The organism is Streptomyces sp. GL_148, from assembly GCF_057834205.1.
Genome location: NZ_CM174396.1, coordinates 4,628,961 through 4,652,732 on the forward strand (window position 1 = coordinate 4,628,961; position 23,772 = coordinate 4,652,732).

Here is a 23,772-nt window from a genome sequence, read left to right on the forward strand (position 1 = left end):
GGGCCCTGAGTACGCAGGGCCCTGGTTCAGCGCAGGCCGGGGATGAGGGAGACGACCATGTCGATGAGCTTGATGCCGATGAACGGGGCGACCAGGCCGCCGAGTCCGTAGAGCGTGAGGTTGCGGCGGAGCATCTTGTCGGCGCTGGTGGGCCGGTACTGGACGCCCTTCAGGGCGAGCGGGACCAGGGCGATGATCACCAGCGCGTTGAAGATGACGGCGGAGAGGATCGCGGAGTCGGGGGAGTGCAGGCCCATGATGTTGAGCTTGTCCAGGCCCGGGTAGACCGCCGCGAACATGGCCGGGATGATCGCGAAGTACTTGGCGACGTCGTTGGCGATGGAGAAGGTCGTCAGCGCGCCGCGGGTGATCAGCAACTGCTTGCCGATCTCCACGATTTCGATGAGCTTGGTGGGGTTGGAGTCCAGGTCCACCATGTTCCCGGCCTCCTTGGCGGCCGAGGTGCCGGTGTTCATCGCGACGCCGACGTCCGCCTGGGCGAGGGCCGGGGCGTCGTTCGTGCCGTCGCCGGTCATCGCGACGAGCTTTCCGCCGGCCTGTTCCCGCTTGATGAGGGCCATCTTGTCCTCGGGGGTGGCCTCGGCGAGGAAGTCGTCGACGCCCGCCTCCTCGGCGATGGCCTTGGCGGTCAGCGGGTTGTCACCGGTGATCATGATGGTCTTGATGCCCATGCGCCGCAGCTCGTCGAAGCGTTCGCGCATGCCCTCCTTGACCACGTCCTTGAGGTGGATGACGCCGAGGACCCGGGCGCCCTTGGCGTCCTCCAGCGCGACGAGCAGCGGGGTGCCGCCGGCGCCGGAGATCTCGTCCACCGCGGCCCGCGCGTCCGGGGCGACCGTACCGCCCTGTTCGCCGACCCAGGCGATGATCGAACCGGCCGCGCCCTTACGGACCTTGCGGCCGTCCACGTCCACGCCCGACATGCGGGTCTGCGCGGTGAAGGGGATCCATTCGGCGCCGGTCAGCTCGCCCTGGTGGCGTTCGCGCAGACCGTACTTCTCCTTCGCGAGGACCACGATGGAGCGGCCCTCGGGGGTCTCGTCGGCCAGCGAGGACAGCTGGGCGGCATCGGCCAGTTCGGCGGCCATGGCGCCGCTGACGGGGACGAACTCGGAGGCTTGGCGGTTGCCGAGGGTGATGGTGCCGGTCTTGTCGAGCAGCAGGGTCGAGACGTCGCCCGCGGCCTCCACGGCACGCCCCGACATGGCCAGGACGTTGCGCTGGACGAGGCGGTCCATGCCCGCGATGCCGATGGCGGAGAGCAGGGCGCCGATGGTGGTCGGGATGAGGCAGACCAGCAGCGCGGTCAGCACGATCATCGACTGCTCGGCGTGCGCGTAGATCGCGAACGGCTGGAGGGTGACGACGGCGAGCAGGAAGACGATGGTGAGGGACGCCAGGAGGATGTTCAGCGCGATCTCGTTCGGCGTCTTCTGCCGGGAGGCGCCCTCGACCAGGTTGATCATGCGGTCGATGAAGGTTTCGCCGGGCTTCGTCGTGATCTTGATGACGATCCGGTCGGAAAGCACCTTGGTGCCGCCCGTGACGGCGGAGCGGTCGCCGCCCGACTCGCGGATGACCGGGGCCGATTCGCCGGTGATGGCGGACTCGTCGACCGAGGCGACGCCTTCGACCACGTCACCGTCGCCGGGGATGATGTCGCCGGCCTCGCAGACCACCAGGTCGCCGATGCGCAGGTCCGTGCCCGGGACCTGTTCCTCCACGGCGCCGTTCAGGCGGCGGGCGACGGTGTCGGTCTTGGCCTTGCGCAGGGTGTCGGCCTGGGCTTTCCCGCGGCCCTCGGCCACCGCTTCGGCGAGGTTGGCGAAGACGGTGGTCAGCCACAGCCAGACGGTGATCGCCCAGCCGAAGAGGTTGCCCGGGTCGGAGATCGCCAGCGCGGTGGTCAGTACGGAGCCGATCAGGACGACGAACATGACCGGCGACTTGATCATGACGCGCGGGTCGAGCTTGCGGACGGCGTCCGGGAAGGACTTCAGCAGCTGCTGCGGGTCGAAGATGCCGCCGCCGATCTTGGCCCTTTCGGGCTTGTGACCGCTGGGCAGGTCCCCGTGCGGGGCTCGGGTGGGGGTGACGGTGCTCATGAGGCGAGCCCTTCGGCGAGCGGGCCCAGCGCCAGGGCCGGGAAGTAGGTGAGGCCCGTGACGATGATGATCGTGCCGACGAGCAGGAAGGTGAACAGCGGCTTCTCGGTGCGCAGGGTGCCCGCGGTGGCCGGGACCGGCTGCTGTTCGGCGAGCGAGCCGGCCAGGGCCAGGACGAAGACCATCGGCAGGAAGCGGCCGAGCAGCATGGCCAGACCGGTGGTGGTGTTGAACCACTGGGTGTTGGCGTTCAGGCCCGCGAAGGCCGAGCCGTTGTTGTTGCCGGCCGAGGTGTAGGCGTAGAGGACCTCGGAGAAGCCGTGCGCGCCGCCGTTGGACATGGAGTGCGCGGGGGTGGGCAGGGCCATCGCCAGGGCCGTGAAGCCGAGCACCACGGCCGGGGTGATGAGGATGTAGCAGGCCGCGAACTTGATCTGGCGGGTGCCGATCTTCTTGCCCAGGTACTCGGGGGTGCGGCCGACCATCAGGCCGGCGATGAACACCGCGATGATCGCCATGATCAGCATGCCGTAGAGCCCGGAGCCGACGCCGCCGGGCGCGATCTCGCCGAGCTGCATGCCCAGCAGCTGGATCCCGCCGCCGAGGCCGGTGTAGGAGGAGTGGAAGGAGTTGACGGAGCCGGTCGAGGTCAGCGTCGTGGCGACCGAGAAGATCGCGGAGGCGCCGATCCCGAAGCGGGCTTCCTTGCCCTCCATCGCACCGCCCGCGGCCTGCAGCGCCGGGCCGTGGTGGCCGAATTCCGTCCACATCATCAGGGCGGTGAAGCCGAGCCAGATGGTGACCATCGTGGCGAGGATCGCGTAGCCCTGGCGGACCGAGCCGATCATCCGGCCGAAGGTGCGGGTGAGGGAGAAGGGGATGAGGAGGATCAGGAAGATCTCGAAGAGGTTCGAGAAGGGGGTCGGGTTCTCGAAGGGGTGGGCGGAGTTGGCGTTGAAGTAGGCGCCGCCGTTGGTGCCCAGCTCCTTGATGGCCTCCTGCGAGGCGACCGCCCCGCCGTTCCACTGCTGGGTGCCGCCGAAGCTGTGCCCATTTACAAACTGCCCGACCTCGTGGATGCCGGAGAAGTTCTGGATGACCCCGCAGGCCACCAGCACGACCGCGGCGATCAGCGACAGCGGGAGCAGGATGCGGACGGTGCCGCGGACCAGGTCCGACCAGAAGTTGCCGAGCTCGCCGGTGCGGGAGCGCGCGAAGCCCCGTACGAGGGCCACCGCCACGGCCATGCCCACGGCGGCGGAGAGGAAGTTCTGCACCGCAAGGCCGCCGGTCTGCACGAGCGGGCCCATGGCCTGCTCACCGGCGTACGACTGCCAGTTCGTGTTCGACACGAAGGAGGCGGCCGTGTTGAAGGCCTGGTCCGGCTTGATGGAGACGAAGCCGAGGGAGCCGGGCAGGTGGCCCTGCAGGCGCTGGAGCAGGTAGAGGAAAAGGAGGCTCACCGCGGAGAAGGCGAGGACCGAGCGCAGGTACGCCGGCCAGCGCATCTCGGCGTTCGCATTGGCGCCGACCGCCTTGTAGATCCACTTCTCGGGGGCGTAGTGCTTCTTCGAGGAGTAGACGTGGGCCATGTAATCGCCCAGGGGGCGATAGGCGAGGGCCAGGGCTGCGACGAGCGCGAGCAGCTGGAGCACCCCGGCGAGGACGGGACTCATCGGCGCTAGAACCTCTCCGGGAAGACGAGGGCGACGACGAGGTAACCCAAGAGCGCGACGGCGACCAGCAGGCCGATGACGTTTTCGGCGTTCACAGCTTGGTCACCCCCTTGGCGACGAGGACCACCAGCGCGAAGACCGCGATCGTGGTGACGACGAAGGCCAGATCGGCCATCGTGAGCTCCCGGAGGGTTCGAGGACGGGCGGTTTTAGGACACCTCTGAGTGGAACGCCTTTTCGGCTGCTCACAGGCTTCCTTGACGGGGCCCATACGCCCGTTGGCGCGGCCTTGACGGGTCTCTAACGCGGGGTGGACGCGCCATTCGCTCAGGAGTAAGTGGATGTGTATTGATATGCCCTGTATGTGGCGGTATTGGGCTGGGAATGGAGTGGAGGAGCTCATTCCGCATCATGGAAATTCTTTTCCGACATGCGGTATTCGCGTTATGCTCCGGTCGTAGTCCGCACGCGGAAAGCGAACCCCTGCCAGGAGGAATGCCATGTCCGAGACCCGTGCCGAGTCCGGTGCCGAGTCCGGTGCCGAGACCCGTGTCGCCCTGATCACCGGTTCCTCCTCCGGCATCGGCGCCGGCATCGCCCGCAGGCTGGCCGCGGCCGGCATCCGCGTGGTCCTGAACTCGGCGCGCAGCGAGGACGCGGGCAAGGCGCTCGCCGCCGAACTGCCCGACGCGGTCTACGTGCGGGGCGACGTCGCGGACGCCGACGACGCGCGGCGGATCGTCCGGACGGCCATCGACACCTACGGACGGCTCGACATCCTGGTCAACAACGCGGGCGTCACCCGGTTCATCCCCCTGGGCGATCTGGACGCGGCCGACGCCGACGCCTGGCGCGAGATCTTCGAGGTCAACGTCGTCGGCACCTGGCAGATGATCACCGCCGCCACTCCCCACCTGCGGGCGTCCGGGGCGAACGGCTCCGGCGCGGGCTCGATCATCAACATCTCCTCGGTCTCGGCGACCCGCGCGCTGGGCAGCTCCATCCCCTACGCCGTCAGCAAGGCCGCGGTGAACCACATGACCCGGCTGCTGGCCTCCCAGCTCGGACCCGCCGTCCGGGTGAACGCGATCGCACCCGGCCTGATCGACACCCCCTGGTACGAGGGCGAGGACCAGGTCTGGGAGAGCTCGCGCGAGTGGATCACGGAGAACACCCCGCTGCGCCGCGTGGGCACCCCCGAGGACGTGGCCGAGGCCGCGCTCTACCTGGTCGACGCCGCCTACACGACCGGCGACGTGCTCACCGTCGACGGCGGCCGGCACGTCGTCTGACGCACCCGCCCCGCCCTGACCCGACCCGCCCCCTCAGCTTCCTGCCATCCCCGCCGAATTCCACATCGTGGACAACTACCCTCGGAATATGAACGCAGAAGCCGCCGCACGCGACGCCGCCGCACTCGCCACCTCCACACGGGCCACCGTGAAGGCCGACGACCGCAGTCACGTCTTCCACTCCTGGTCGGCCCAAGAGCTCATCGACCCGCTCGCCGTGGCCGGTGCCGAGGGTTCCTACTTCTGGGACTACGACGGCAACCGCTTCCTCGACTTCTCCAGTGCCCTCGTCTACACGAACATCGGCTACCAGCACCCGAAGGTGGCCGCGGCCATCGCCGAGCAGGCCGGCAAGCTCTGCACCGTCGCCCCCGGCTTCGCCGTCGACGTGCGCTCCGAGGCGGCCCGGCTGATCGCCGAGCGCACCCCGGGCGACCTCGACAAGATCTTCTTCACCAACGCGGGCGCCGAGGCCGTGGAGAACGCCGTCCGCATGGCCCGGGTGCACACCGGCCGCCCCAAGGTGCTCTCCGCGTACCGCTCGTACCACGGCGCCACCTCCACCGCGATCAACCTCACCGGGGACGCGCGCCGCTTCGGCAACGACACCGCCACCGCGGGCGTCGTGCACTTCTGGGGGCCCTTCGCCTACCGCTCGCCCTTCTACGCGGCCACCCCCGCCGAGGAGTGCGAGCGCGCGCTGCGTCACCTTGAGGACACGATCGTCTTCGAGGGCCCGCAGTCCATCGCCGCGATCATCCTGGAGACCGTCGGCGGCGCCCCCGGCGTGCTCGTGCACCCCGACGGCTACCTGGCCGGGGTCCGTGCGCTCTGCGACCGCTTCGGCATCATCTTCATCCTCGACGAGATCATGGTCGGCTTCGGCCGCACCGGTAAGTGGTTCGCCTCCGAGCACTGGGACGTGCGCCCCGACCTCATCTGCTTCGCCAAGGGCGTGACCAGCGGATACGTCCCCCTCGGCGGGGTCGCCATCTCGGCCGCCATCGCCGAGACCTTCGCCCGCCGGCCCTACCCGGGCGGGCTGACGTACTCCGGGCACGTGCTGGCCTGCGCCGCCGCCGTCGCGACGATCAACGTCATGGAGGAGGAGGGCATCGTCGAGCAGTCCGCCCGCACCGGCGCGGAGCTGCTCGGGCCGGGCCTCGCCGCCATCGCGGAGCGCCACCCGTCCGTCGGGGAGGTCCGCGGGCTCGGCACCTTCTGGGCCCTGGAACTCGTACGCAACAAGGAGACGCGCGAGCCGCTGGTCCCGTACAACGCCGCGGGCGCGGACAACGCGCCGATGGCCGAGTTCGGGGCGGCCCTGAAGAAGGCCGGGCTGTGGCCGCTGCTCGCCGGGAACCGCATCCACGTCGCGCCGCCCTGCAACGTGTCCGCCGAGGACGTGGAGAAGGGGCTGCGGATCATCGACGAGGCCCTGACGGTGGCGGACGCGCACACGGTCTGACCTGCGCAGATCGTGCGGTTGCCCAAGCCGTGGGTGCCTGTTCTCGGAGGATCCGCTCCCTTACGAACGGCATGGAGACGTGCTGGAATCAACAGGCACCTACGGACCGGGATGCACGTCAGTCCCGGGGCGGTCCGCGCGAGGAATCGGCGTGACCGAACGGCGGGGGGCGGGCTGCGCGTCCGCCGGACGCCGGGCGTACGGGATCCAGACGACCGGACTCCGTGTTCCCGAGTACCCGAAGGAAGACAGCGCATGAGCAAGCACATCCTCGCCCAGAACCAGTACGGCAAGGCCGAGAACCGCATCGTCAAGGTCACCCGCAAGGGCAGCGACGGTTCCTGGCACGAGATCCGCGACCTCAACGTCTCCGTCGCGCTGCGCGGCGAGTTCCGCGACGTCCACCTCACCGGTGACAACGCCAACTGCCTCCCCACCGACACCACCAAGAACACGGTGTACGCCTTCTCCAAGGAGCACGGCGTCGCCTCCCCCGAGGCCTTCGGCATCCTGCTCGCCAAGCACTTCGTCTCCTCCCAGGCCCCGATCCGCGAGGCGCAGATCCGCGTCGAGGAGTACGCCTGGGAGCGGATCCCGGTCCCGACGCGCAAGGAGCAGCACTCCTTCGCCCTCAAGGGCACCGAGGTGCGCACCGCGCAGATCACGTACAGCGAGACCACCGGTCTCCAGGTGATCTCGGGTCTGAAGGACCTGACCGTGATGAACTCGACCAACTCCGAGTTCCACGGCTTCATCAAGGACAAGTACACGACGCTGCAGGAGGCGTACGACCGCATCCTGGCGACCAAGGTCACCGCGCGCTGGGCGCACTCGGCGCTCGCCGCCGACGACGCCGGGTACGACTGGGACCAGTCGTACAAGAAGGTCCGCAAGAACATGCTGGAAGCCTTCGCGGAGACCTACTCGTACTCCCTGCAGCAGACCCTGAACCAGATGGCCGAGCGCGTGCTCGACAACTGCCCCAAGGTCAACGAGGTGCGGCTCAACCTCCCCAACAAGCACCACTTCCTCGTCGACCTGGAGCCCTTCGGCCTCAAGAACGACAACGAGGTCTACTTCGCGGCCGACCGCATGTACGGCCTCATCGAGGGCACCGTGCACCGCGATGGCGTGCAGCCGGTGATCGCGACGAGCGACTGGATCGTGGCGTAGCGCCCGCTCGGCTCCGCAGGTAGTTCGGCCCGGACCGCGTCGCGGGGTCCGGGCCGCTCCGCGTCCTAGGACTGCTCGGACTGCTCGGGCCGCTCCTCCGGCTGCCCCACGAGCAGGTTCCAGCGCCCGGAGCGCCCCGTCAGCGTCGTCACCGACCCCGGCCGTACGTCGAGCCGCCAGAAGGCCGCCGCGGGCAGCTCCAGGGCCCACACCACGGCCGCCCGTACGACGCCCGGCCCGGTCGGCGCCCGGTGCGTCCCCGGCGCCAGCGCGCCCAGGTGGAGGCCGACCCGCGCGATCAGCGCGTCCACCGACTCCCCGCCGCCCGGGGGCGCGTACGAGGTGTCGGTCATCCACCGCCGCAGCCCGCCGGGATCCTCGCCGGCGACTTCGTCCATGCTCCGCCCGGCCCAGGCCCCGTGATCCTGCCCGCGCAGCCCCTCGTGTCCCGGGCACGGATCCGCGTACGGGAAGCGGTGCAGCCGCCCCGCCTCGTCCAAGGGGGGGCTCACGAGCCGGACGCGTACGAGGGTGGGGTGCACCATGGGATTGTCCCGGGGTTTCGCATCGCGTTCAACCGTCGGCCACCTGTACAGCGCGGACATGACAACCGTCCCGGCGAGCGTCTTCCCTTCAGGGCAAAACCCTTATGAAGGAAGAACATTGACCATACGTTCGGCCGCCCGCGCCTCCGCACTCGTGCTCTGCACCGCACTCGCCGCGTCCGTCGCGCTCCCGGCCCAAGCCTCCTCGATCAGCAGCATCCGGCCCAAGGCCGAGACCGCGCCGCTGTTCGACGACGAGGCCGGCGGCGACGCCAACGCGGATGACCCGTCGATCTGGCGCAACGCCGCCGATCCGGGCCGCAGCCTGGTGATCGCGACCGCCAAGCAGGGCGGTCTGCGGGTCTACGACCTGGAGGCCCGGCAGGTGCAGTCGCTGCCCGCCCCGGCCGGACCGGGCGCCGACGACGCTCCCGGCCGCTTCAACAACGTCGACCTGGTCAACGGCCTGCGTCTGGGCGGCGGGCGCGCCGATGTCGCGGTGGTCAGCGACCGGGGCAACGACCGCCTGCGGATCTACCGGATCGACCGGAACCGGCCCGGCGGCCCGCTTACAGACGTCACCGACCCGGCAGCGCGCCCGGTGTTCTCCGCCGACCAGGCCGAGATCAACGAGCAGAAGACCGCGTACGGCCTGGCCACCTGGACGGACCGGAAGACCGGCCGGTCCTACGCGGTGGTCAGTCAGCGCAACCGCACCCGGATCGCCCTGCTGGAGCTGGTCGCCACCCCCGCCGGCACGGTCGACTACCGCCAGGTGCGCACGCTCGACCTGCCGTCCTCCTTCCGCCTGCCGAACGGCGCCGCCTGGACGCCCTGCGCCGAGCCGGGCGAGCTGCCGCAGATCGAGGGCATGGTCGTCGACCCCGCGGACGGCACCCTGTACGCGGGGCAGGAGGACGTCGGCATCTGGCGCATCGACGCGGGCCTCACCGGCACGCCGAAGCTGATCGACAAGGTGCGCGAGTACGGCGTCCCCGGCACCTACGACGAGGAGACCGAGGAGTGCGCGCCCGGCGCCGACCCCGGCTACGGCGGCAAGCGCCTGAAGGCCGACGTCGAGGGCCTGACCCTGGTCACCGAAGCCGACGGCGACGGCTACCTGCTCGCCTCCAGCCAGGGCGACGACACGTTCGTCGCCTACGACCGCGAGCGCGAGGACCGCAACGAGTTCGAGGGTGCCTTCCGGATCACCGCGGCCTCCGCCACCCTCGACGGCTCCGAGGTCTGCGACGGCGCCGCCGCCCTCAACGCCCCCCTCGGCACGCGCTACCCCCGCGGCCTGCTCGTCGTCCAGGACGGCCGGGAAACCCCCGGCGACGGCGACCGCGAGGCGACCGGCTTCAAGTTCATCGACCTCGGCGAGGTGGTCGACGCCCTCGACTGACGCCATGGACCGGCGCCATCGACTGACGCGCCATCGACTGGAGGGACGTCGGTGAGACGGAGCCCTCCTGAGGTGACCCTGTAAGGCGGCCATAAAGAGCGGTACGGTGGCGGACGACAAGACGACGGTATGACGGAAGTCCGGTTGAGAATCCGGCACGGTCGCGCCACTGTGAATCCTCCCGGAGGGGGAGGAAAGTCAGACCCGCCACCGTCGTCGAAAGCACCACTGACCGGGACGCGTGTTCCCTCTGGAGGCTCCTGCCATGGCCAACTCCGCCGTGCCCACGACTGCCGCTCCCCTGGCCGTCGCACCCATCTCCCTCACCGCTCTGGCCCCTTGGGCGCTGTTCGCCGGTGTCCTGATGCTGGTCCTGCTCTACCTCGTCGGCGCCGAGCAGGGCGCCACCGCGATCTTCGAAGGCGACACCGTGCACGAGTGGATGCACGACGGCCGCCACCTCCTCGGCTTCCCCTGCCACTGATCCACCGATCCGCAAGGGACCGAAAACTCCATGACCCCCATTTCCCCCCGCGTGCTCCTCGTCCGGGGCATGCTCGCCGGCCTGCTGGCCGGAGCCGCGGCGTTCCTCGTCGCGTACTTCCTGGGTGAATCCCAGGTCGACGCGGCGATCGCCATCGAGGAAGCCGGAGCCCACGATCACGGCGACGGCGAGGCCGCCCCGGTCAGCCGGGCCCTCCAGGCCACGGCCGGGCTGGGCACCGGCACCCTGCTCTACGGGATCGCGCTCGGCGGCATCGCCGCGCTCGTCTACTGCTACGCCCTGGGCCGGATCGGCCGCTTCGGCCCCCGGGCCACGGCGCTGCTGGTCTCCGGCGGTCTGTTCGTCACCATCACCCTGGTGCCGTTCTTCAAGTACCCGGCGAACCCGCCGGCCGTCGGGGACCCCGAGACCACGGTCCAGCGGACCACCCTCTACGTCCTGATGCTCGCGCTCGGCCTGCTGCTCGCGGCGGCCGCGCTGATCCTGGGCCGGCGCCTCGCGCCGAGCCTGGGCAACTGGAACGCCTCGGTCGCCGCCTCGCTCGCCTTCGTGGCGGCCGTCGGCATCGCCTATGCGCTCCTGCCCGGCATCAGCGAGGTGCCGGATGGCTTCCCGGCGGCGCTCGTCTGGCAGTTCCGGCTCGCCTCGCTCGCCATTCAAGCCGCTATGTGGACCACTTTCGGCCTGGCTTTCGGATTTCTTGCCGAACGGGCCCTTGCCCCCGCCCTCACACCCAAGGAGGCTGTACAGCCTGCGAGTTGACGTCTTGCGTGCAAGTGACTGAGAGGCTGGTGACGGCGCGGTGACGACGGCGACCCGAGAGCTCGGGGACCACCGAAGACCCAAAGGCCGTCGGGAGGGGCCGTACCGGCCGCACTGGCCGAACCGGCGGCAGTGGCGCGAGGTGCGGGAGTGGCGGGGCTGGACGGGCGCCGCCCCGTTCTGGCTGAACGCGGTGCTCCTGCTGCTGACCCCCTTCACCACCGTCACCCTGCTCGCGCAGGTCGGCATCATCGCGGGCCTGACCGCCATCGCCGGTCTGGCCCGCCACCTCTGGTCGGGTGACTACGGCCATGCGGCCATCCACTCCGCCGCCGCGCTCATGGGTGCGGCGGCGGTGGCGGTCGTGGTGGTCTGACCGGGGGCCGGGCTGGGAGTTCGGTGGGGGATAGCCCCCCGAACGGCCGTCCCGGCTATCGGATGGAGCGGCGGCGAACGCTCGACATCCTCGTTCCATCCCTTGATCTTCGCTGGGAATCCCGGCCCTTAGCTCGGGCTGGAATGCCAACCTTGGCGTGAAGCATCGGAGTTCGCTGCGTTGTCAGTGGTCTCCGCTACGTTGATCGCACCTTGACCGAGAGGGGGGTGGGCCGGGTGATCCGTGCGTACAAGTTCCTCATGCGGCCCACCGTGGGCCAGCAGATCGCGCTCGGCGAAATGCTGCGTGATCACTGCTCCCTCTACAACGGGGCGTTGCAGGAGCGCCGTGACGCCTGGAGGCACGCCTCGAAGGTGAGTATCAAGTACGGGATGCAGTCGGCACAGCTCAAGGAGATCCGGGCATTCGACCTGGACTGTCAGGGCCGGTGGGCGTTCTCCTCGCAGCAGGCCACGTTGCGCCGTCTCGACAAGGCTTTTGCCGCGTTCTTCCGCCGCATCAAGTCCGGCGACACACCCGGCTACCCGCGCTTCCGGGGCGTGAACTGGTTCGACACCGTCGACTTCCCTAAGGACGGCGACGGCTGCCGGTGGGATGCCACCCCGCACGACCCGGTCACCCGGGTCCGCTTTCAAGGGGTCGGGTATGTCAAGGTCAACCAGCACCGGCCCGTGGCTGGCAGGGTCAAGACCGTCAGCGTCAAGCGCGAGGGCAAGCGCTGGTACGTCGTACTGACCGCCGAGCAGGAACAGCCCGAGCCCCTGCCGCCCACTGGCAGCATGGTCGGCATCGACTTGGGCATCACCAACTTCCTCGCCGACTCGGCCGGCGCCTTTGTGCCCAACCCGCGTCACGGCCGCTGCGCCGCCGCGAAGCTGGAGGCCGCACAACGCGCCCTCGCCCGGTTTCCCCGCGTGCGCCGCGACAAGCGCACCGGCAACCATCGGCGGGCCGTTGAACGGGTTGCGGCCCTGTATCGCAAGGTCCGCCGCCAGCGCCTGGACCACGTGCACAAGACCGCCCTTGACCTGGTGCGTCAGCACGACTTCATCGCGCACGAGGACCTCAAGATCCGCAACATGAGCAAGACCCCCGGGCCGAAGCCCGACCCCGGGGCTCCGGGCGGTTTCCTGCCCAACGGGGCCGTGGCGAAAGCCGGTCTCAACCGCTCGATCATGGATGCCGGATGGGGGGTGTTCCTCACGATCCTCACCAGCAAGGCTGAAAGCGCCGGCAGGGAAGTGATCGCCGTGGACCCCCGCAACACCTCCAGACAATGCCCCGAATGCGGGCACACCGCCAAGGAGAACCGGCCAACACAGGAAAGGTTCCACTGCACCGCCTGCGGCCACACCGCGCACGCGGACACGGTGGGCGCGCTCAACGTTCTACGGGCCGGGCTGGTCCGCCGCAACGCCCCACAGGCATAGCGAGAATCCCCCTCCTTCAGGAGGGGGAGGAGTCACGAGCACTTACCGCGGCAAGGCCGCACTCAGCGCCCTCTGCGCTACGACCGTCGCGGGCGCCCTGACGAGCACCGCCACCGCCACTGCTCCGACCGCACGGTCACCGCGTACCTCACGACGGGGGAGCGTCCCCCGCGGGACTCCGTGTGCCCGTCCTGAAGATCCGGTCCAGGTGGTGGCGCAGCACCGCGACGGCCGACTCGGGCCCCCGCTGGCCGACCAGGATGCTGGTGCCCATGGTCGCCGCCATGGCGAGCAGGCTGATCGCCTCGGTGCGCGCGTCGACGTCCGGGTCGGCCAGGCCGGATTCCTGGGCCTGGCCGATCAGCCCTGCCACCGCGTTCTCGGCGGCGTCGGGGTTGTCGATGAATGGCTGGGCCGCGAGGGCCTCGTCGGTCACGGACAGGATCGAGTAGGAGCTGTAGAGGAGGTGGAAGGTGCGGCTCTCCTCGTCGGTCGGCAGGGAGGCCAGCAGCAGCGCCTCGATCGTCGCGCGCGGGCTGGGGTTCGGGCCGGCGGCGGCGAGGCGGGCGCCCACCCGGGCGGTGAAGCGGTCGGTCAGGTGCTGGAGCCCGTAGAAGAGCAGCTTCTCCTTGGTCTGGAAGTAGTACTGGACCAGGCGCAGGGAGACTCCCGCCTCGGCCGCCACGTCGCGCATGCCGACCGCGTGCAGCCCGCGCCGTCCGGCGACGCGGATGAGTGCCTCGGCGATCTGGGTGCGCCGTTCCTCGTGGTCCACGCGTTTCGGCATGTTCTGGTGTCTCCGCCCCTCGGTGCCCGTCGGTGATGAGCCCGCGGCTCTTTTTGATGGTACCGCCGTATCAACATCATGGTACGGTCGTATCACGAAGAACGGATCCTCGATCCTCCAGGAGGTGCCCCCGTGCCCGAGACCCCTACACCTGAGAGCGTGCCCCGTGTACGCCGCGACATCGGCCGCTACGTGAGCGACGAGCTGCGCGACCGCTACTTCGCCGCCTGCGACGCGATCTACGCGATGGGAGCGCCCGCCCGCTCCGAGACGGACGTGGAGACGAGCTTCGGGACCACGCACGTCTACCGGTACGGCCCCACGGACCCGGCGGCGGAGTCCCGTACGCCCGTCGTCCTGATCCACGGTTCGGGCGGCTGCTCGGCCCAGTGGTACCCCAACACCGCCGCGCTCAGCGCCGACCGGCCCGTCTACGCGCTCGACACCCCCGGCGACCCGGGCCGCAGCGTCCAGCGCGAGCCCATGTGGCAGCCCGAGCGCGCCGCCCAGTGGATGGACGAGGCCCTCGACGAGCTCGGCCTGGACCGGGTCCACCTGGTCGGCTCCTCCTACGGCGGCTGGCTGGTCGTCAACCAGGCGCACCTGCGCCCCGGCCGGCTCGCCTCGGTCACCGCCCTGGACCCGGGCGGCCTGGAGAAGGTGGGCCTGCGCTTCTTCGTGTGGATCTTCGCCAGCCTCTTCGCGACCTTCGCCCCCAAGGCGCTGCGCCCGGCCCTGGCCAAGTGGCTGGAGCAGCCGGTCCTGGTCGTCCCCGAACTGCGGACGTGGATCCAGGCGGGCGTCCGCGCCTTCCGGATCCGCCGGCCCGCCCCGTTGCCGCTGTCCGACGCGGAACTGGGCACGATCCGCACGCCGTTCTACCTGATCATGGGCAAGCGGAGCCTGCTCGTGCACCCGAAGCGCCAGCTGGAGCGGGTGCCGCGGGTGATTCCGGGAGCCCGCGCCGAGATCGTCTCCGCGACCGGGCACGGCCCGCAGATCGACCACCCCGAGCTGGTCAACGCCCGGATGCTCAGCTTCATGGAGGACGTCGACTCCCTCGACCCGGCCGCGCGCGGGACCGCGTAGCAGGGTGTCGGCTCAGCCGGCGGCGGTCCGGAAGCGGAGCCGGTACTCCGTCGGCGTGGTGTCGAGCGTGCGGCGGAACGCCCGTACCAGGGTGTCGGCTGTGCCGAACCCGCAGGTGGAGGCGATCCGTTCGAGTGTGGCATCGGTGGCTTCGAGCTGGCCGCGCGCCAGCTCCACACGGGCCGACTCGATGTAGGCGGCCGGGGTCATGCCCAGCTCGGACTTGAAGATCCGGGCCAGCTGCCGCTCGCTGACGTGCGCGTACGCGGCGATGTCGGCCAGGCTGAGCCGGCCGCCGAGGCGGCGCCGGACGAAGTGCCGCAGGTCCTCGCCGCGCCGCGTCGCCGAGACGGGCTCCAGTGGGACGCTGAACTGGCTCTGCCCGCTCGGCCGCTTCACGTACATCACGAGCTGGCGGGCCACGCGCAGGGCGACCCCCTCGCCGAAGTCCTCTGCCACCAGGGCGAGCGAGAGGTCCAGGCAGGCGCTGATCCCGGCGCCGGTCCACACCTCGCCCTCCCGGATGAAGACCGGGTCGGCGTCCACCTCGACCGCCGGATGGTCGGCGGCGAGCTGCTCCGCGGTGGACCAGTGCGTGGTGGCCCGCTTGCCGTCGAGCAGCCCGGCCGCGGCCAGGAGGTGCGCCCCCACGCAGACGGACGCGATGCGGCGCGCGCGCCCGGCGAGCGTCCGCACCCAGCCGACCACCTCCGGGTCGGTGAGGGCGCGGACGCGGCGCTCGGCGTCCAGCTCGACCGCGCCGGGCACCAGGAGCGTGTCGATGCTCCGCGCGGCGGCCTCGGCGAAGGTCAGGTCCGGCAGGATGCGCACCCCGGCCGAGGTGGTGACGGGATCGAGCGTCCGCGCGGCCAGGGCGACCCGGTAGCCGGCCGCGTCGTCGGTCTCCCGCGGGACCAGGGAGAACACCTCCGGCGGTCCGGTGACGTCCAGCAGGTCCACGCCCTCGAAGAGCACGATCACGATCAGTCGTGCGACGGGCCCCAGGGGCGCGGAATCGAGGTCCAGCCGGTGTCCATCGGTCTCCATGTCGTCTCCGTGGGTGCTTCTCGATCGGCGCTCACGAGCAGATGTGTGCAACGCTAACACGGATGGTAAGCGTTGATTACGAAACTCGGCGATGGCGTACACCCCAGCCCCTCTCTCCCCAGGCCAGATCTGTTAGCGCTGCTACCATCGACGCCATGTCAACGGCCCGAGAACGCATCCTGGAAGCCACCGCGGAGCTGCTCGCCACCAAGGACGCACCGGCGATCTCCACCCGGGCCATCTGCGACCGGGCCAAGGTCGGCATGCCCGAGATCTACCGCCAGTTCGGAGACAAGGAGGGCCTGCTCACCGCGGTGGCCGACCTCGGCTTCGAGCGCTTCCTCGCCAACAAGCGCCGCAATCCGCAGACAAGCGATCCGGTGGCGGACCTGCGCACGGCCTGGGACAGCCACGTGGCGTTCGCGCTCGGCAACCCCCACCTCTACCGGCTGATGTTCACCCCGGCGGGAGCGGCCAAGCCGCAGGCGATCGCCGAAGCGCAGGCCCTGCTCCTGACGGCCGTGGAGCGGTGCCGCGACGCCGGCCGGCTGCGGACGGCCCCGGCGCTGGCCGGCCGGTCGATCCTCTCCGCGAACGTGGGCGTGTGCCTGATGGCACTGTCCTTCCCCGAGCTGTACGGAGGCCTGGACATCTCCCAGTCGGTACGGGACGCGGTGATCGGGAAGGTCACCGGCGACGAGCGGGAGGACACGAGGATCGGCGCCGCGACCGTCCTCGCCCAGGCCCTGGTCGACACCCTCACCGGAGCGACCCCGCCGTGACATCGTGGTCCCATGGCCATCGAAATCCGCCCGGCTTCGGTCTTCGAGGACGTCCGGACCCTGATCGGTCCGAAGTCTCCCGGGGCCAACGTCTGCTGGTGCCTGAGCTACCGGATCCCGTCCAAGCTCAACAATGAGCTCCGTGGACCGGCCCGCGGCGCGTACGTCGCCGAACTGTGCCGCTCCGGGGCCCCTTTGGGCGTGCTCGCCTACGACGGTGACGAGCCGGTCGGCTGGGCCGCCGTCGCACCGCGCTCCGACACCTCCTTCGCGCGCAGCCGGAAGATCCCGTACGTCGACGACCTGCCGGTCTGGTCGCTGTGGTGCATCCGCGTACGCCCCGGTCACCGGAAGAAGGGGGTCTCGCACGCCCTCATCGCCGGTGCGGTCGAGTTCGCCCGGTCCCACGGCGCACCGGCGATCGAGGCGTACCCGATCGACAGCGGGGGTGCCCGGGTCGACCTGACGATGGCGTACGCCGGGATCCGGACGAACTTCGAGCGTGCCGGGTTCACCCACGCCGCCGACACCACCTCGGTACTGGCCGGTCATCCCCGGGTCCTGATGCGGCTCGACCTGCGCTGAAGGCGTCCGGCGCCGCACGGCGCTACGCCCGGCCGCCGAGGGTGAACCGGTCGACCAGCTCGACGAACTCGTCCTCCTTCTCGAAGAACGCGACGTGCCCGGTCTCGATCTCCGCGTACGTGCTGTGCGCGATCGCGGCGTGCAGTTCACGGCTGTTCTCCACCGGGATGGTGATGTCCAGGGTGGCGCCGATGACGAGCGTCTCGGCCTCGATGAACGGCAGCAGGCCGCGGATGTCGACGCGGGTGTCGAGGTCGACGTGGCGCAGGGTGCCGGGGGTGGGCGGCATGTTCGGGATCAGGAGCTCCACCTGCTCGCGGCCGATCGCGTTGAGGAAGCCCCGGCTGAAGCCCGTCATGGCCACGGAGCGGCCGAAGGCGGCCGGGTCGCAGGCGCCGAGCTGCTTCCACAGGGTGAAGAGGTTGCGCAGGTACTCGTCCCCCTCGGTGTGGGCCCAGCCGGCGACCAGGATCAGCCGGCGCACGAGGTCGGGGCGGAGCGCGGCGACGGCGGCGGACACCGGTGCGCCCATGGAGAAGCCGAGCAGGTCCACCGGCCCGGTGCCCGCGTCCTCGATGACGGCGATGACCTGCGCGGCGAGCCCCTCCACGGTCAGCGGCCCCCCGTCGTCCGTGGTGCGGTCGCTGCCGGAGAGATCGGGGGTGATCACCGTGTGGTCGCCGGTGAAACGGGGCAGGGTCTGCCCCCAGTTCACGGCGGAGCCGCCCGAGCCGGTGCCGTGGACGAGGACGAGCGCGGGGCCCGTGCCGGTGCGGTCGTAGGAGACCTCGGCGTCGGCGACGCGCACGGTGGCGCTCACCGTGGCGCTGACGGTGGTCTCGGTGCTCAGTGTCGTGGACATGGCTGCTCCCCCTGGTGTGTTGGGCGCCGGGGGCGTTTCCCCTCCGGCTGCGCCCACACTGCCGCCGCGTGGCCGGGGCCGGGAGAGACCCCTCGAACCTGGGACCGCCGATCCCTGGATGCGGGGCGGGGCACTCCGCGGGCCACGCCGCGGGATCCACCGCTGGATCCACCGCGGGCTCCACCGTCCCGCAGGGGTCCGGCAGGATGATCATCATGACGATCGATCGCCCTGAGCTCGCCGACTTCCTCCGCCGTTCGCGCGAGCGGGTGCGCCCGCAGGACGCGGGCCTCACCGTCGGGCCCCGGCGGCGTACGCCCGGGCTGCGGCGCGAGGAGGTGGCCCAGCTCGCGGGCATGTCGGCCGACTACTACATCCGGCTGGAGCAGGCCCGCGGCCCGCAGCCCTCACCGCAGATGCTGTCCGCCCTCGCCCGCGCCCTGCGCCTCGGCGACGACGCCCGCGACCACCTCCACCTGCTCGCCGGGCACCGCCCGCCCGCCGCGCGGCTCGCCGGAGACCAGGTCAGCGCGGGCCTGCTGCACCTGCTGGACGCGTTGCCCGGCACTCCGGCGCAGGTCCTCAGCGACCTGGGCGACGTACTGGCCCAGAACGAGATGGCCCGCACCCTCCTGGGCGGCGTGTGCACGGTGTCCGAGCACGGCCGCAACGTCGTCTGGCGCTGGTTCGCCGACCCGTCCGCGCGGGACGCGTACCCGGCCGGGGAACACGAGCAGTACAGCCGCCTCCACGTGGCGGACCTGCGGGCGGCCGTCGGCCGGCGCTCCTCGGACCCGGCCGCCACCCGTCTGGTGGAGCGCCTGCGGGAGGCCAGCGAGGAGTTCACCGCCCTGTGGGAACTGCACGAGGTCGCCGTCCGCCGCCACAGCCGCATGCGGGTGATCCACCCGGTCGTCGGCCCCGTGGACCTCGACTGCCAGGTGCTCCTCGCCCCGGAGGGCGACCAGCGCCTCCTGCTCCTGACGCCCCCGCCCGGCACGGACACGGCCGACCGGCTGAACCTCCTCCAGGTCGTCGGCACCGAACAGTTCTCGCAGCCCGGCTGACAGGCCCTCGGGCCGTCAGGCCGCGCGGCAGAGGTCCGCGGCCCCGGCCGGGGCCGCGGTGCGGGCCACGGCCGCGGGTACGGCACGCGTGGTGCGGGCGGTGCCGGCGGCGGCCGCGGACTTCGAGCGGTGCTGCGCGAAGACCACGAGGCGCAGCACTGCGAACCGCGCGACGCCGGCGAGCGCGGAGGCGGACAGGTAGACGACCTGTTCGCGCAGGGCACTGGGCGACGTCTCGAGCTGCCGCAGGACGAGCATCGCCACGCAGGTCACCGCGTACGCGGCTGCCGCGGATCCGGCCGACTGCGCATGCTGGCGCCGGGTCGCCCGCCCGCCGGCGCCGAAGGTGAAGCGGGCGTGCAGCTCGGTGGCGAGGAGCGTGGAGACCACGGTGATCAGGGCGTTCGCCAGGATCCAGGGAATCCAGGTGGCGAGGGCCGCGACGGCGAAGCTGGAGGCCATCCCCACCCCTCCGCCGAGGACCACGAAGCGGGAGAAGGCGGTGAAGGCGCCGGACGCGCCGGACGCCTCCTGCTTCCGGCTCTGCACTGTCTCCATGATCCAACCCCTCCGATGGCGACTTCGTGAACGTGCGGGCTTCGGGCCGCGGGCCACGAGGCGCACCGCCATGGTGCCATGATGGCACATCGATGGCGCCACTGCGAGGCCTGTGTGGCGCCATCTGTGTAGCCGGTGGTGCCAGGGGGTGCCCCCATCCGTCATGTGACCTGGATCACACCGAGCTCCTGTCAGGAATCGGTTCGCTGTCCCGCTCAAGTCACCGAGAGCCCAGCGAACCGACAGGAGCACCCCATGAAGCACCGCATCCTCGTCCTCGGCGCCGGCTACGCCGGGGCCCACGTGGCCGGGAACCTGGCCCGCCGGCTGTCCCCGGCGGACGTCGAGATCACCGTGGTCAACGCCGAGCCGGACTTCGTCGAGCGGCTCCGGCTGCACCAGGTCGCGGCCGGCCAGGACATCGAAACCCGGAAGCTCGCCGACATCTTCGCGGGCACGGCGATCCGGCTGCGCCTGGCCCGGGCCACCGCGGTCGACCCCGAGCGCCAGGTCGTGGCCGTGGCCGACGCCGACGGCGGCGCCGACGAGCTCGGGTACGACACCCTCCTCTACGCGCTCGGCAGCCACGGGGACGACCGGGGTGTCCCCGGCGCAGCCGAGCACGCCTTCGACGTGTCCGCCCGGCCCTCGGCGCTGCGCCTGCGCGAGCGCCTGGAGGGACTCGGGGAAGGCGGGAACGTGCTGGTCGTCGGCGACGGGCTGACCGGCATCGAGACCGCCACCGAGATCGCCGAATCCCGGCCCGGTCTGTCGGTCACGCTGATCGCCCGCGGCGAGCTGGGCGCCCCCCTCTCCGCCGGAGCACGCGGCCACCTGCGCCGGTCCTGCGACCGGCTGGGCATCACCGTCCTGGAACACTCCGCCGTGGAAGCCGTCGAAGCGACACGGGTCCTGTGCGCCGACGGCACCGCCCTGCCCTCCGACGCGACCGTGTGGACGGCCGGGTTCGCGGTGCACCCCCTCGCCGCCGCCGCCGGGCTGGCGGTCACCGAGAGCGGCCGGATCCTCGTCGACCGCACCATGCGCTCGCTCTCGCACCCCAACGTCTACGCGGCCGGGGACAGCGTCCACACACTCGGCGACAACGGCCGGCCGCTGCCGATGTCCTGCGCCTCGGCCGGTTTCACCGCCATGCAGGCCGTGAAGGCCATCCTGGGAAGCCTGACAGGAAGCACGATCGGACACGTCAAGATGCCCTACCCGGGCAACCACATCAGCCTCGGACGGCTGGACGGGATCCTGCAGTTGGTCGACCACGAAGCCCAGGCCAAGCCGAAGTACCTCGGCGGCCGGAAGGCCGCGCGGATCAAGGCGGGTATCCTCACGATGTCGCTGTGGAGCACCTCGCACCCGACCTTCTGCCTGCCCACGCGTCAGCGCCGCCTGGCCGCCGCGCCGGACGCGTCCGCCGCGCACGCAGTCCCGTACGCAGTCCCGTACGCGGCCCCGCACGCACCCGATGCCCCCGCCGGCAAGGCGGTCGCGTAGCCGCCTAGGGTGACGCGTATGGACAGCACGGGCGTTGACCGCTTCGACACCAGCCGGTTCGAGGCCAGCCGGACCCGGCTGGCCTCGCTGGCCTACCGTCTGCTGGGCTCCGCCGCCGATGCCCAAGACACCGTGCAGGACGCGTTCTTGCACTGGCAGGCCGCCGACCGCCAGCGGATCGAGGTGCCGGAAGCCTGGCTGACCAAGGTCGTCACCAACCTGTGCCTCGACCGGCTCCGCTCGGCACAGGCCCGCCGCGAACGCACCGCCGGCGCCTGGTTCCCCGAACTGCTCCTCGAGGGCGACCCGATGCTCGGCCCGGCCGACACCTTCGAGCAGCGCGAATCGGTCTCCCTGGCCGTGCTGACCGTCATGGAGCGCCTGTCACCCGTCGAGCGGGCCGTCTACATCCTGCGCGAGGCGTTCTCGTACGGCCACGCGGAGATCGCCGAGATCCTCGACATCACCGAGTCCGCGAGCCAGCAGCACCTCCACCGTGCCCGGACCCGCGTCACCGCGACGCGCCGCCGCGGCGTCGGCGAAGTCGACCCGGCGTCCGCCCGCAGGATCGTCGAGGAGTTCCTGGCCGCTGCCACCTCGGGCCGCACCGAACGGCTGGTGTCACTGCTCACCGACGACGTGATCGCACTCTCCGACGGCGCCGGCCTCGCCGAGAAGCTCCTGCGGTACGAGACCGCGCAGCGCGTGGCCGCCGTCATGCGGGGCGGCTTCAAGTCCACGCCCGCGAAGCGGCGGCTCGCCGGCGGTGCGACGGCCCTCCACTACGCGGTCGTCAACGACGCCCCCGCCGTCCTCTTCGTCCTCGGCGACCAGGTCCTGGGCGCCGTGACCTTCGAGGTCGCCGAAGACAAGATCTCGGCCCTGCGCGGCATCGCCGCCCCCGCCCGCCTCGTCCGCCTCGCCGAAGCCTGGCGGCAGCACGCACCGGGGACGCCGCTGATCGCCGAGTGGTGACATCGGGCGCAACGCGGCGCCCGTGTCACCTGTCTTTGGCGGGAACGGCCCGCTCGCAGGCGTGGAACCTCACGGGTTCACGTGGTCCAGGTTCTTCCAGAACGCGTACTGGTGGTCCTTGGCGAAGTCCACGGGGCGGATGCCGCCGGGGCCGGAGGACAGGGACTGGGCGTTGGGGGCGGAGGGCGTGGTGGGCTTCCAGTCGGCCTTGCCGGTGCGGGCGAAGTCCGTCCAGACGGCGATCATGGCGGCGGAGAGCCGTTGCTGCTCCGGGGTGAGCTTTTCGTAGGCGTCGACCTCGAAGAGGTAGGGCAGTTCGAAGGTGTGGCCGGCGCCCGGCTCGAAGCCGGGCTTGGGGAACTGCGGGTCGGAGTACCACGGGGTGGTGCGCTCGGCGAACTCGTAGGTGTACGTGGGTACGTGGCGGGACAGTGCCCGACCGGTCTCGACGGAGTGCCGGGCCCAGTTCCCGTCGGTCAGGGCCGCCGCGAGGGCGAGGCCGGGGGAGCCCGCGTAGGCGGCGCTGGGGTACTGCGCGGCAATGGCGGCGGCCCGTTCCTCGCCGAAGGCGTCCTCCAGCACCTTCAGCCGGTCCGCCTCGTCGAGCCGGGCGTCCGGGTCGTGCGTGGCCTGCTTCTTGGCCAGTTCGAGGCCGTAGACCCGGGCCCGTTCCTCGTCCCGGTTGATGCCCTGCAGCACCGGAACCTTGTGGAACCGCCCCGCGGCGAACGCCTCGCCGGGGGTACGGGGCAGCAGGGCGCCCCCGTAGACGGGGGTGTACTCGGGACCCGCGCCGAAGGGGTTGACGAGGTGCTCGGGTGCGGCGGTGCGCCAGTCGCTCACCCCGGCCTTGGCGCCGATCGCCGCGGCGGCGCCGGTACCGGCCGCCAGGGCCTCGCCGCGGCCGCGGCGGCCATCGGGCCCCGTGCAGGGCGCGCTCTGCAGGATGACCCGGTCGAAGAGGCCCGCGGAGGACGGGGAGGCGAGGTGGGCGCAGGTGCTGTAGCCGCCCGCGGACTGGCCGAAGAGGGTGACCCGGTCCGGGTCCCCGCCGAACGCGCGGGCGTTGCGCTGCACCCAGAGCAGGGCGGCCTGCTGGTCCAGGAAGCCGTAGTTCCCGGATTCGCCGCGGGCCGCTTCCAGGTCCGGGTGGGCCAGGTAACCGAGGGCGGCGAGGCGGTAGTTGACCGTGACGACGACCACGTCGCCCTGCGCGGCGAGCCGCTCGGCTCCGTACATGGACCCGGCGCCGTCCGTGTGGTCGCCTCCGTGCAGGTACACCATCACGGGGCGGGGACGGGCGGAAGGCGCCCGGGGGGTGGTCACGTTGAGGAAGAGGCAGTCCTCCTGGTCGGACGCGGGGCCGACGGGGGAGAGGAACCCCGTCTGGGGGCAGGCGGCCCCCGGCGCGGTGGCGTCCCGGACGCCCTCCCACCGGACGGCGGGGGCCGGGGCGGCCCAGCGGCGCGCCCCGGTGGGGGGCGCCGCGTACGGGATGCCCTGGAAGGAGCGCACGGCGGCGGTGACCGTGCCGCGTACGACTCCCTTGTCGGTCCGCACGACCGGCCCGCCGAGGGGGTCGTGGGTACGGTCGGCTGCTGCGAAGGCGGTGGCCGCGTGCGCGGGGACCGCGATGGCCGCGGCGGTGCTCAGTGCGAGGGCGCCGACGATGACTGCGTGTGCTGTCCGCTTCAACATGTATACGAGCGTATGAATTCGGGGCGCGGCGCAC

At 71.2% G+C, this 23,772-nt stretch carries 24 protein-coding genes; 14 read left to right on the forward strand and 10 right to left on the reverse strand.

All coding sequences use genetic code 11. The features are described 5' to 3' along the window. Positions 1-26 precede the first annotated feature (26 nt). The 4 genes from kdpB to AC3IYI_RS21385 are packed head-to-tail and all read right to left on the reverse strand — an operon-like array spanning position 27 to position 4,073. On the reverse strand, positions 27-2,126 hold the full coding sequence (kdpB, locus tag AC3IYI_RS21370) for a potassium-transporting ATPase subunit KdpB (RefSeq protein ID WP_489405287.1): 2,100 nt from the start codon (positions 2,124-2,126) through the stop codon (positions 27-29). Then, positions 2,123-3,802, reverse strand: a complete 1,680-nt coding sequence (kdpA, locus tag AC3IYI_RS21375; protein WP_489405288.1) for a potassium-transporting ATPase subunit KdpA — start codon at positions 3,800-3,802, stop codon at positions 2,123-2,125. Before kdpA ends, kdpB begins: the two co-directional genes overlap by 4 nt. 5 nt (positions 3,803-3,807) lie before the next feature. Next, positions 3,808-3,897, reverse strand: a complete 90-nt coding sequence (gene kdpF / locus AC3IYI_RS21380; RefSeq protein WP_243330869.1) for a K(+)-transporting ATPase subunit F — start codon at positions 3,895-3,897, stop codon at positions 3,808-3,810. Continuing rightward, the gene (locus AC3IYI_RS21385; RefSeq protein WP_489405289.1) at positions 3,894-4,073 is read right to left on the reverse strand and encodes a hypothetical protein; all 180 of its coding nucleotides are present in this window, start codon (positions 4,071-4,073) and stop codon (positions 3,894-3,896) included. Before AC3IYI_RS21385 ends, kdpF begins: the two co-directional genes overlap by 4 nt. 229 nt (positions 4,074-4,302) lie before the next feature. On the opposite strand from AC3IYI_RS21385, the gene AC3IYI_RS21390 reads away from it, so the two are divergent. The 3 genes from AC3IYI_RS21390 (at position 4,303) to pucL (ending at position 7,735) form a co-directional block, all read left to right on the forward strand. After that, positions 4,303-5,094, forward strand: coding sequence for an SDR family NAD(P)-dependent oxidoreductase (locus AC3IYI_RS21390; protein WP_489405290.1), 792 nt, complete (start codon positions 4,303-4,305; stop codon positions 5,092-5,094). Between the two features lie 88 nt (positions 5,095-5,182). Next, positions 5,183-6,562, forward strand: coding sequence for an aspartate aminotransferase family protein (locus tag AC3IYI_RS21395; protein ID WP_489405291.1), 1,380 nt, complete (start codon positions 5,183-5,185; stop codon positions 6,560-6,562). Positions 6,563-6,817: 255 nt separating this feature from the next. Beyond that, positions 6,818-7,735, forward strand: a complete 918-nt coding sequence (gene pucL, locus AC3IYI_RS21400; protein WP_489405292.1) for a factor-independent urate hydroxylase — start codon at positions 6,818-6,820, stop codon at positions 7,733-7,735. Positions 7,736-7,800: 65 nt separating this feature from the next. Here the strand turns inward: pucL and AC3IYI_RS21405 are convergent, their stop codons facing one another. Next, a complete protein-coding gene (locus tag AC3IYI_RS21405; RefSeq protein WP_489405293.1) occupies positions 7,801-8,280 on the reverse strand; it encodes a histidine phosphatase family protein in 480 nt (159 codons plus the stop codon). A gap of 118 nt (positions 8,281-8,398) precedes the next feature. Here AC3IYI_RS21405 and AC3IYI_RS21410 point away from each other — a divergent pair, with 118 nt between their 5' ends. From AC3IYI_RS21410 to AC3IYI_RS21430, 5 genes are all read left to right on the forward strand, one after another. Further along, the gene (locus tag AC3IYI_RS21410) at positions 8,399-9,685 is read left to right on the forward strand and encodes a phytase (protein ID WP_489405294.1); all 1,287 of its coding nucleotides are present in this window, start codon (positions 8,399-8,401) and stop codon (positions 9,683-9,685) included. A gap of 265 nt (positions 9,686-9,950) precedes the next feature. Further along, entirely contained in the window at positions 9,951-10,169 is a 219-nt protein-coding gene (locus tag AC3IYI_RS21415) for a CbtB domain-containing protein (protein ID WP_250750126.1), read from the forward strand. Between the two features lie 30 nt (positions 10,170-10,199). Continuing rightward, positions 10,200-10,952: a CbtA family protein gene (locus AC3IYI_RS21420; RefSeq protein ID WP_489405295.1), complete on the forward strand. Its 753-nt coding sequence runs from the start codon at positions 10,200-10,202 to the stop codon at positions 10,950-10,952. Between the two features lie 40 nt (positions 10,953-10,992). Continuing rightward, complete coding sequence (locus AC3IYI_RS21425; RefSeq protein WP_489405296.1) at positions 10,993-11,328, forward strand: hypothetical protein; 336 nt, start codon at positions 10,993-10,995, stop codon at positions 11,326-11,328. Positions 11,329-11,564: 236 nt separating this feature from the next. After that, positions 11,565-12,779, forward strand: a complete 1,215-nt coding sequence (locus AC3IYI_RS21430) for an RNA-guided endonuclease InsQ/TnpB family protein (RefSeq protein ID WP_489405297.1) — start codon at positions 11,565-11,567, stop codon at positions 12,777-12,779. Positions 12,780-12,927: 148 nt separating this feature from the next. Here the strand turns inward: AC3IYI_RS21430 and AC3IYI_RS21435 are convergent, their stop codons facing one another. After that, positions 12,928-13,566, reverse strand: coding sequence for a TetR/AcrR family transcriptional regulator (locus AC3IYI_RS21435; protein WP_489405298.1), 639 nt, complete (start codon positions 13,564-13,566; stop codon positions 12,928-12,930). A 159-nt stretch (positions 13,567-13,725) separates the two neighbouring features. Between AC3IYI_RS21435 and AC3IYI_RS21440 the strand changes: the two genes are divergently transcribed. Beyond that, positions 13,726-14,655, forward strand: a complete 930-nt coding sequence (locus tag AC3IYI_RS21440; protein ID WP_489405299.1) for an alpha/beta fold hydrolase — start codon at positions 13,726-13,728, stop codon at positions 14,653-14,655. Between the two features lie 12 nt (positions 14,656-14,667). Here AC3IYI_RS21440 and AC3IYI_RS21445 read toward each other — a convergent pair whose 3' ends face one another. Further along, a complete protein-coding gene (locus AC3IYI_RS21445; RefSeq protein ID WP_489411605.1) occupies positions 14,668-15,660 on the reverse strand; it encodes a GlxA family transcriptional regulator in 993 nt (330 codons plus the stop codon). Between the two features lie 197 nt (positions 15,661-15,857). Between AC3IYI_RS21445 and AC3IYI_RS21450 the strand changes: the two genes are divergently transcribed. Next, positions 15,858-16,484: a TetR/AcrR family transcriptional regulator gene (locus AC3IYI_RS21450; protein WP_489405300.1), complete on the forward strand. Its 627-nt coding sequence runs from the start codon at positions 15,858-15,860 to the stop codon at positions 16,482-16,484. 12 nt (positions 16,485-16,496) lie between these two features. Next, on the forward strand, positions 16,497-17,069 hold the full coding sequence (locus AC3IYI_RS21455; protein WP_489405301.1) for a GNAT family N-acetyltransferase: 573 nt from the start codon (positions 16,497-16,499) through the stop codon (positions 17,067-17,069). Positions 17,070-17,091: 22 nt separating this feature from the next. Here AC3IYI_RS21455 and AC3IYI_RS21460 read toward each other — a convergent pair whose 3' ends face one another. Continuing rightward, on the reverse strand, positions 17,092-17,931 hold the full coding sequence (locus tag AC3IYI_RS21460; RefSeq protein WP_489405302.1) for an alpha/beta fold hydrolase: 840 nt from the start codon (positions 17,929-17,931) through the stop codon (positions 17,092-17,094). Between the two features lie 215 nt (positions 17,932-18,146). Between AC3IYI_RS21460 and AC3IYI_RS21465 the strand changes: the two genes are divergently transcribed. Next, the gene (locus AC3IYI_RS21465) at positions 18,147-18,998 is read left to right on the forward strand and encodes a helix-turn-helix transcriptional regulator (protein ID WP_489405303.1); all 852 of its coding nucleotides are present in this window, start codon (positions 18,147-18,149) and stop codon (positions 18,996-18,998) included. 15 nt (positions 18,999-19,013) lie between these two features. Here AC3IYI_RS21465 and AC3IYI_RS21470 read toward each other — a convergent pair whose 3' ends face one another. After that, positions 19,014-19,556: a GtrA domain-containing protein gene (locus AC3IYI_RS21470; RefSeq protein ID WP_489405304.1), complete on the reverse strand. Its 543-nt coding sequence runs from the start codon at positions 19,554-19,556 to the stop codon at positions 19,014-19,016. A gap of 255 nt (positions 19,557-19,811) precedes the next feature. Between AC3IYI_RS21470 and AC3IYI_RS21475 the strand changes: the two genes are divergently transcribed. Both AC3IYI_RS21475 and AC3IYI_RS21480 read left to right on the forward strand, forming a co-directional pair. Continuing rightward, on the forward strand, positions 19,812-21,065 hold the full coding sequence (locus tag AC3IYI_RS21475) for an NAD(P)/FAD-dependent oxidoreductase (RefSeq protein ID WP_489405305.1): 1,254 nt from the start codon (positions 19,812-19,814) through the stop codon (positions 21,063-21,065). Between the two features lie 18 nt (positions 21,066-21,083). Continuing rightward, complete coding sequence (locus AC3IYI_RS21480; RefSeq protein ID WP_489405306.1) at positions 21,084-22,040, forward strand: sigma-70 family RNA polymerase sigma factor; 957 nt, start codon at positions 21,084-21,086, stop codon at positions 22,038-22,040. A 69-nt stretch (positions 22,041-22,109) separates the two neighbouring features. On the opposite strand, the gene AC3IYI_RS21485 is transcribed toward AC3IYI_RS21480, so the two are convergent. Further along, positions 22,110-23,738 carry a carboxylesterase/lipase family protein gene (locus AC3IYI_RS21485; protein ID WP_489405307.1) on the reverse strand — a complete coding sequence of 543 codons (1,629 nt, stop codon included), beginning with the start codon at positions 23,736-23,738 and terminating at the stop codon, positions 22,110-22,112. Positions 23,739-23,772: the final 34 nt, after the last annotated feature.

Bases quoted from the DNA above. Each gene is read 5' to 3' on its own strand.
- kdpB (WP_489405287.1), bottom strand. From the start codon at position 2,126: ATGAGCACCGTCACCCCCACCCGAGCCCCGCACGGGGACCTGCCCAGC.
- kdpA (WP_489405288.1), bottom strand. From the start codon at position 3,802: ATGAGTCCCGTCCTCGCCGGGGTGCTCCAGCTGCTCGCGCTCGTCGCA.
- AC3IYI_RS21385 (WP_489405289.1), bottom strand. From the start codon at position 4,073: ATGGGCCCCGTCAAGGAAGCCTGTGAGCAGCCGAAAAGGCGTTCCACT.
- AC3IYI_RS21390 (WP_489405290.1), top strand. From the start codon at position 4,303: ATGTCCGAGACCCGTGCCGAGTCCGGTGCCGAGTCCGGTGCCGAGACC.
- AC3IYI_RS21395 (WP_489405291.1), top strand. From the start codon at position 5,183: ATGAACGCAGAAGCCGCCGCACGCGACGCCGCCGCACTCGCCACCTCC.
- pucL (WP_489405292.1), top strand. From the start codon at position 6,818: ATGAGCAAGCACATCCTCGCCCAGAACCAGTACGGCAAGGCCGAGAAC.
- AC3IYI_RS21405 (WP_489405293.1), bottom strand. From the start codon at position 8,280: ATGGTGCACCCCACCCTCGTACGCGTCCGGCTCGTGAGCCCCCCCTTG.
- AC3IYI_RS21415 (WP_250750126.1), top strand. From the start codon at position 9,951: ATGGCCAACTCCGCCGTGCCCACGACTGCCGCTCCCCTGGCCGTCGCA.
- AC3IYI_RS21420 (WP_489405295.1), top strand. From the start codon at position 10,200: ATGACCCCCATTTCCCCCCGCGTGCTCCTCGTCCGGGGCATGCTCGCC.
- AC3IYI_RS21435 (WP_489405298.1), bottom strand. From the start codon at position 13,566: ATGCCGAAACGCGTGGACCACGAGGAACGGCGCACCCAGATCGCCGAG.
- AC3IYI_RS21450 (WP_489405300.1), top strand. From the start codon at position 15,858: ATGTCAACGGCCCGAGAACGCATCCTGGAAGCCACCGCGGAGCTGCTC.
- AC3IYI_RS21455 (WP_489405301.1), top strand. From the start codon at position 16,497: ATGGCCATCGAAATCCGCCCGGCTTCGGTCTTCGAGGACGTCCGGACC.
- AC3IYI_RS21460 (WP_489405302.1), bottom strand. From the start codon at position 17,931: ATGTCCACGACACTGAGCACCGAGACCACCGTCAGCGCCACGGTGAGC.
- AC3IYI_RS21465 (WP_489405303.1), top strand. From the start codon at position 18,147: ATGACGATCGATCGCCCTGAGCTCGCCGACTTCCTCCGCCGTTCGCGC.
- AC3IYI_RS21470 (WP_489405304.1), bottom strand. From the start codon at position 19,556: ATGGAGACAGTGCAGAGCCGGAAGCAGGAGGCGTCCGGCGCGTCCGGC.
- AC3IYI_RS21475 (WP_489405305.1), top strand. From the start codon at position 19,812: ATGAAGCACCGCATCCTCGTCCTCGGCGCCGGCTACGCCGGGGCCCAC.
- AC3IYI_RS21480 (WP_489405306.1), top strand. From the start codon at position 21,084: ATGGACAGCACGGGCGTTGACCGCTTCGACACCAGCCGGTTCGAGGCC.
- AC3IYI_RS21485 (WP_489405307.1), bottom strand. From the start codon at position 23,738: ATGTTGAAGCGGACAGCACACGCAGTCATCGTCGGCGCCCTCGCACTG.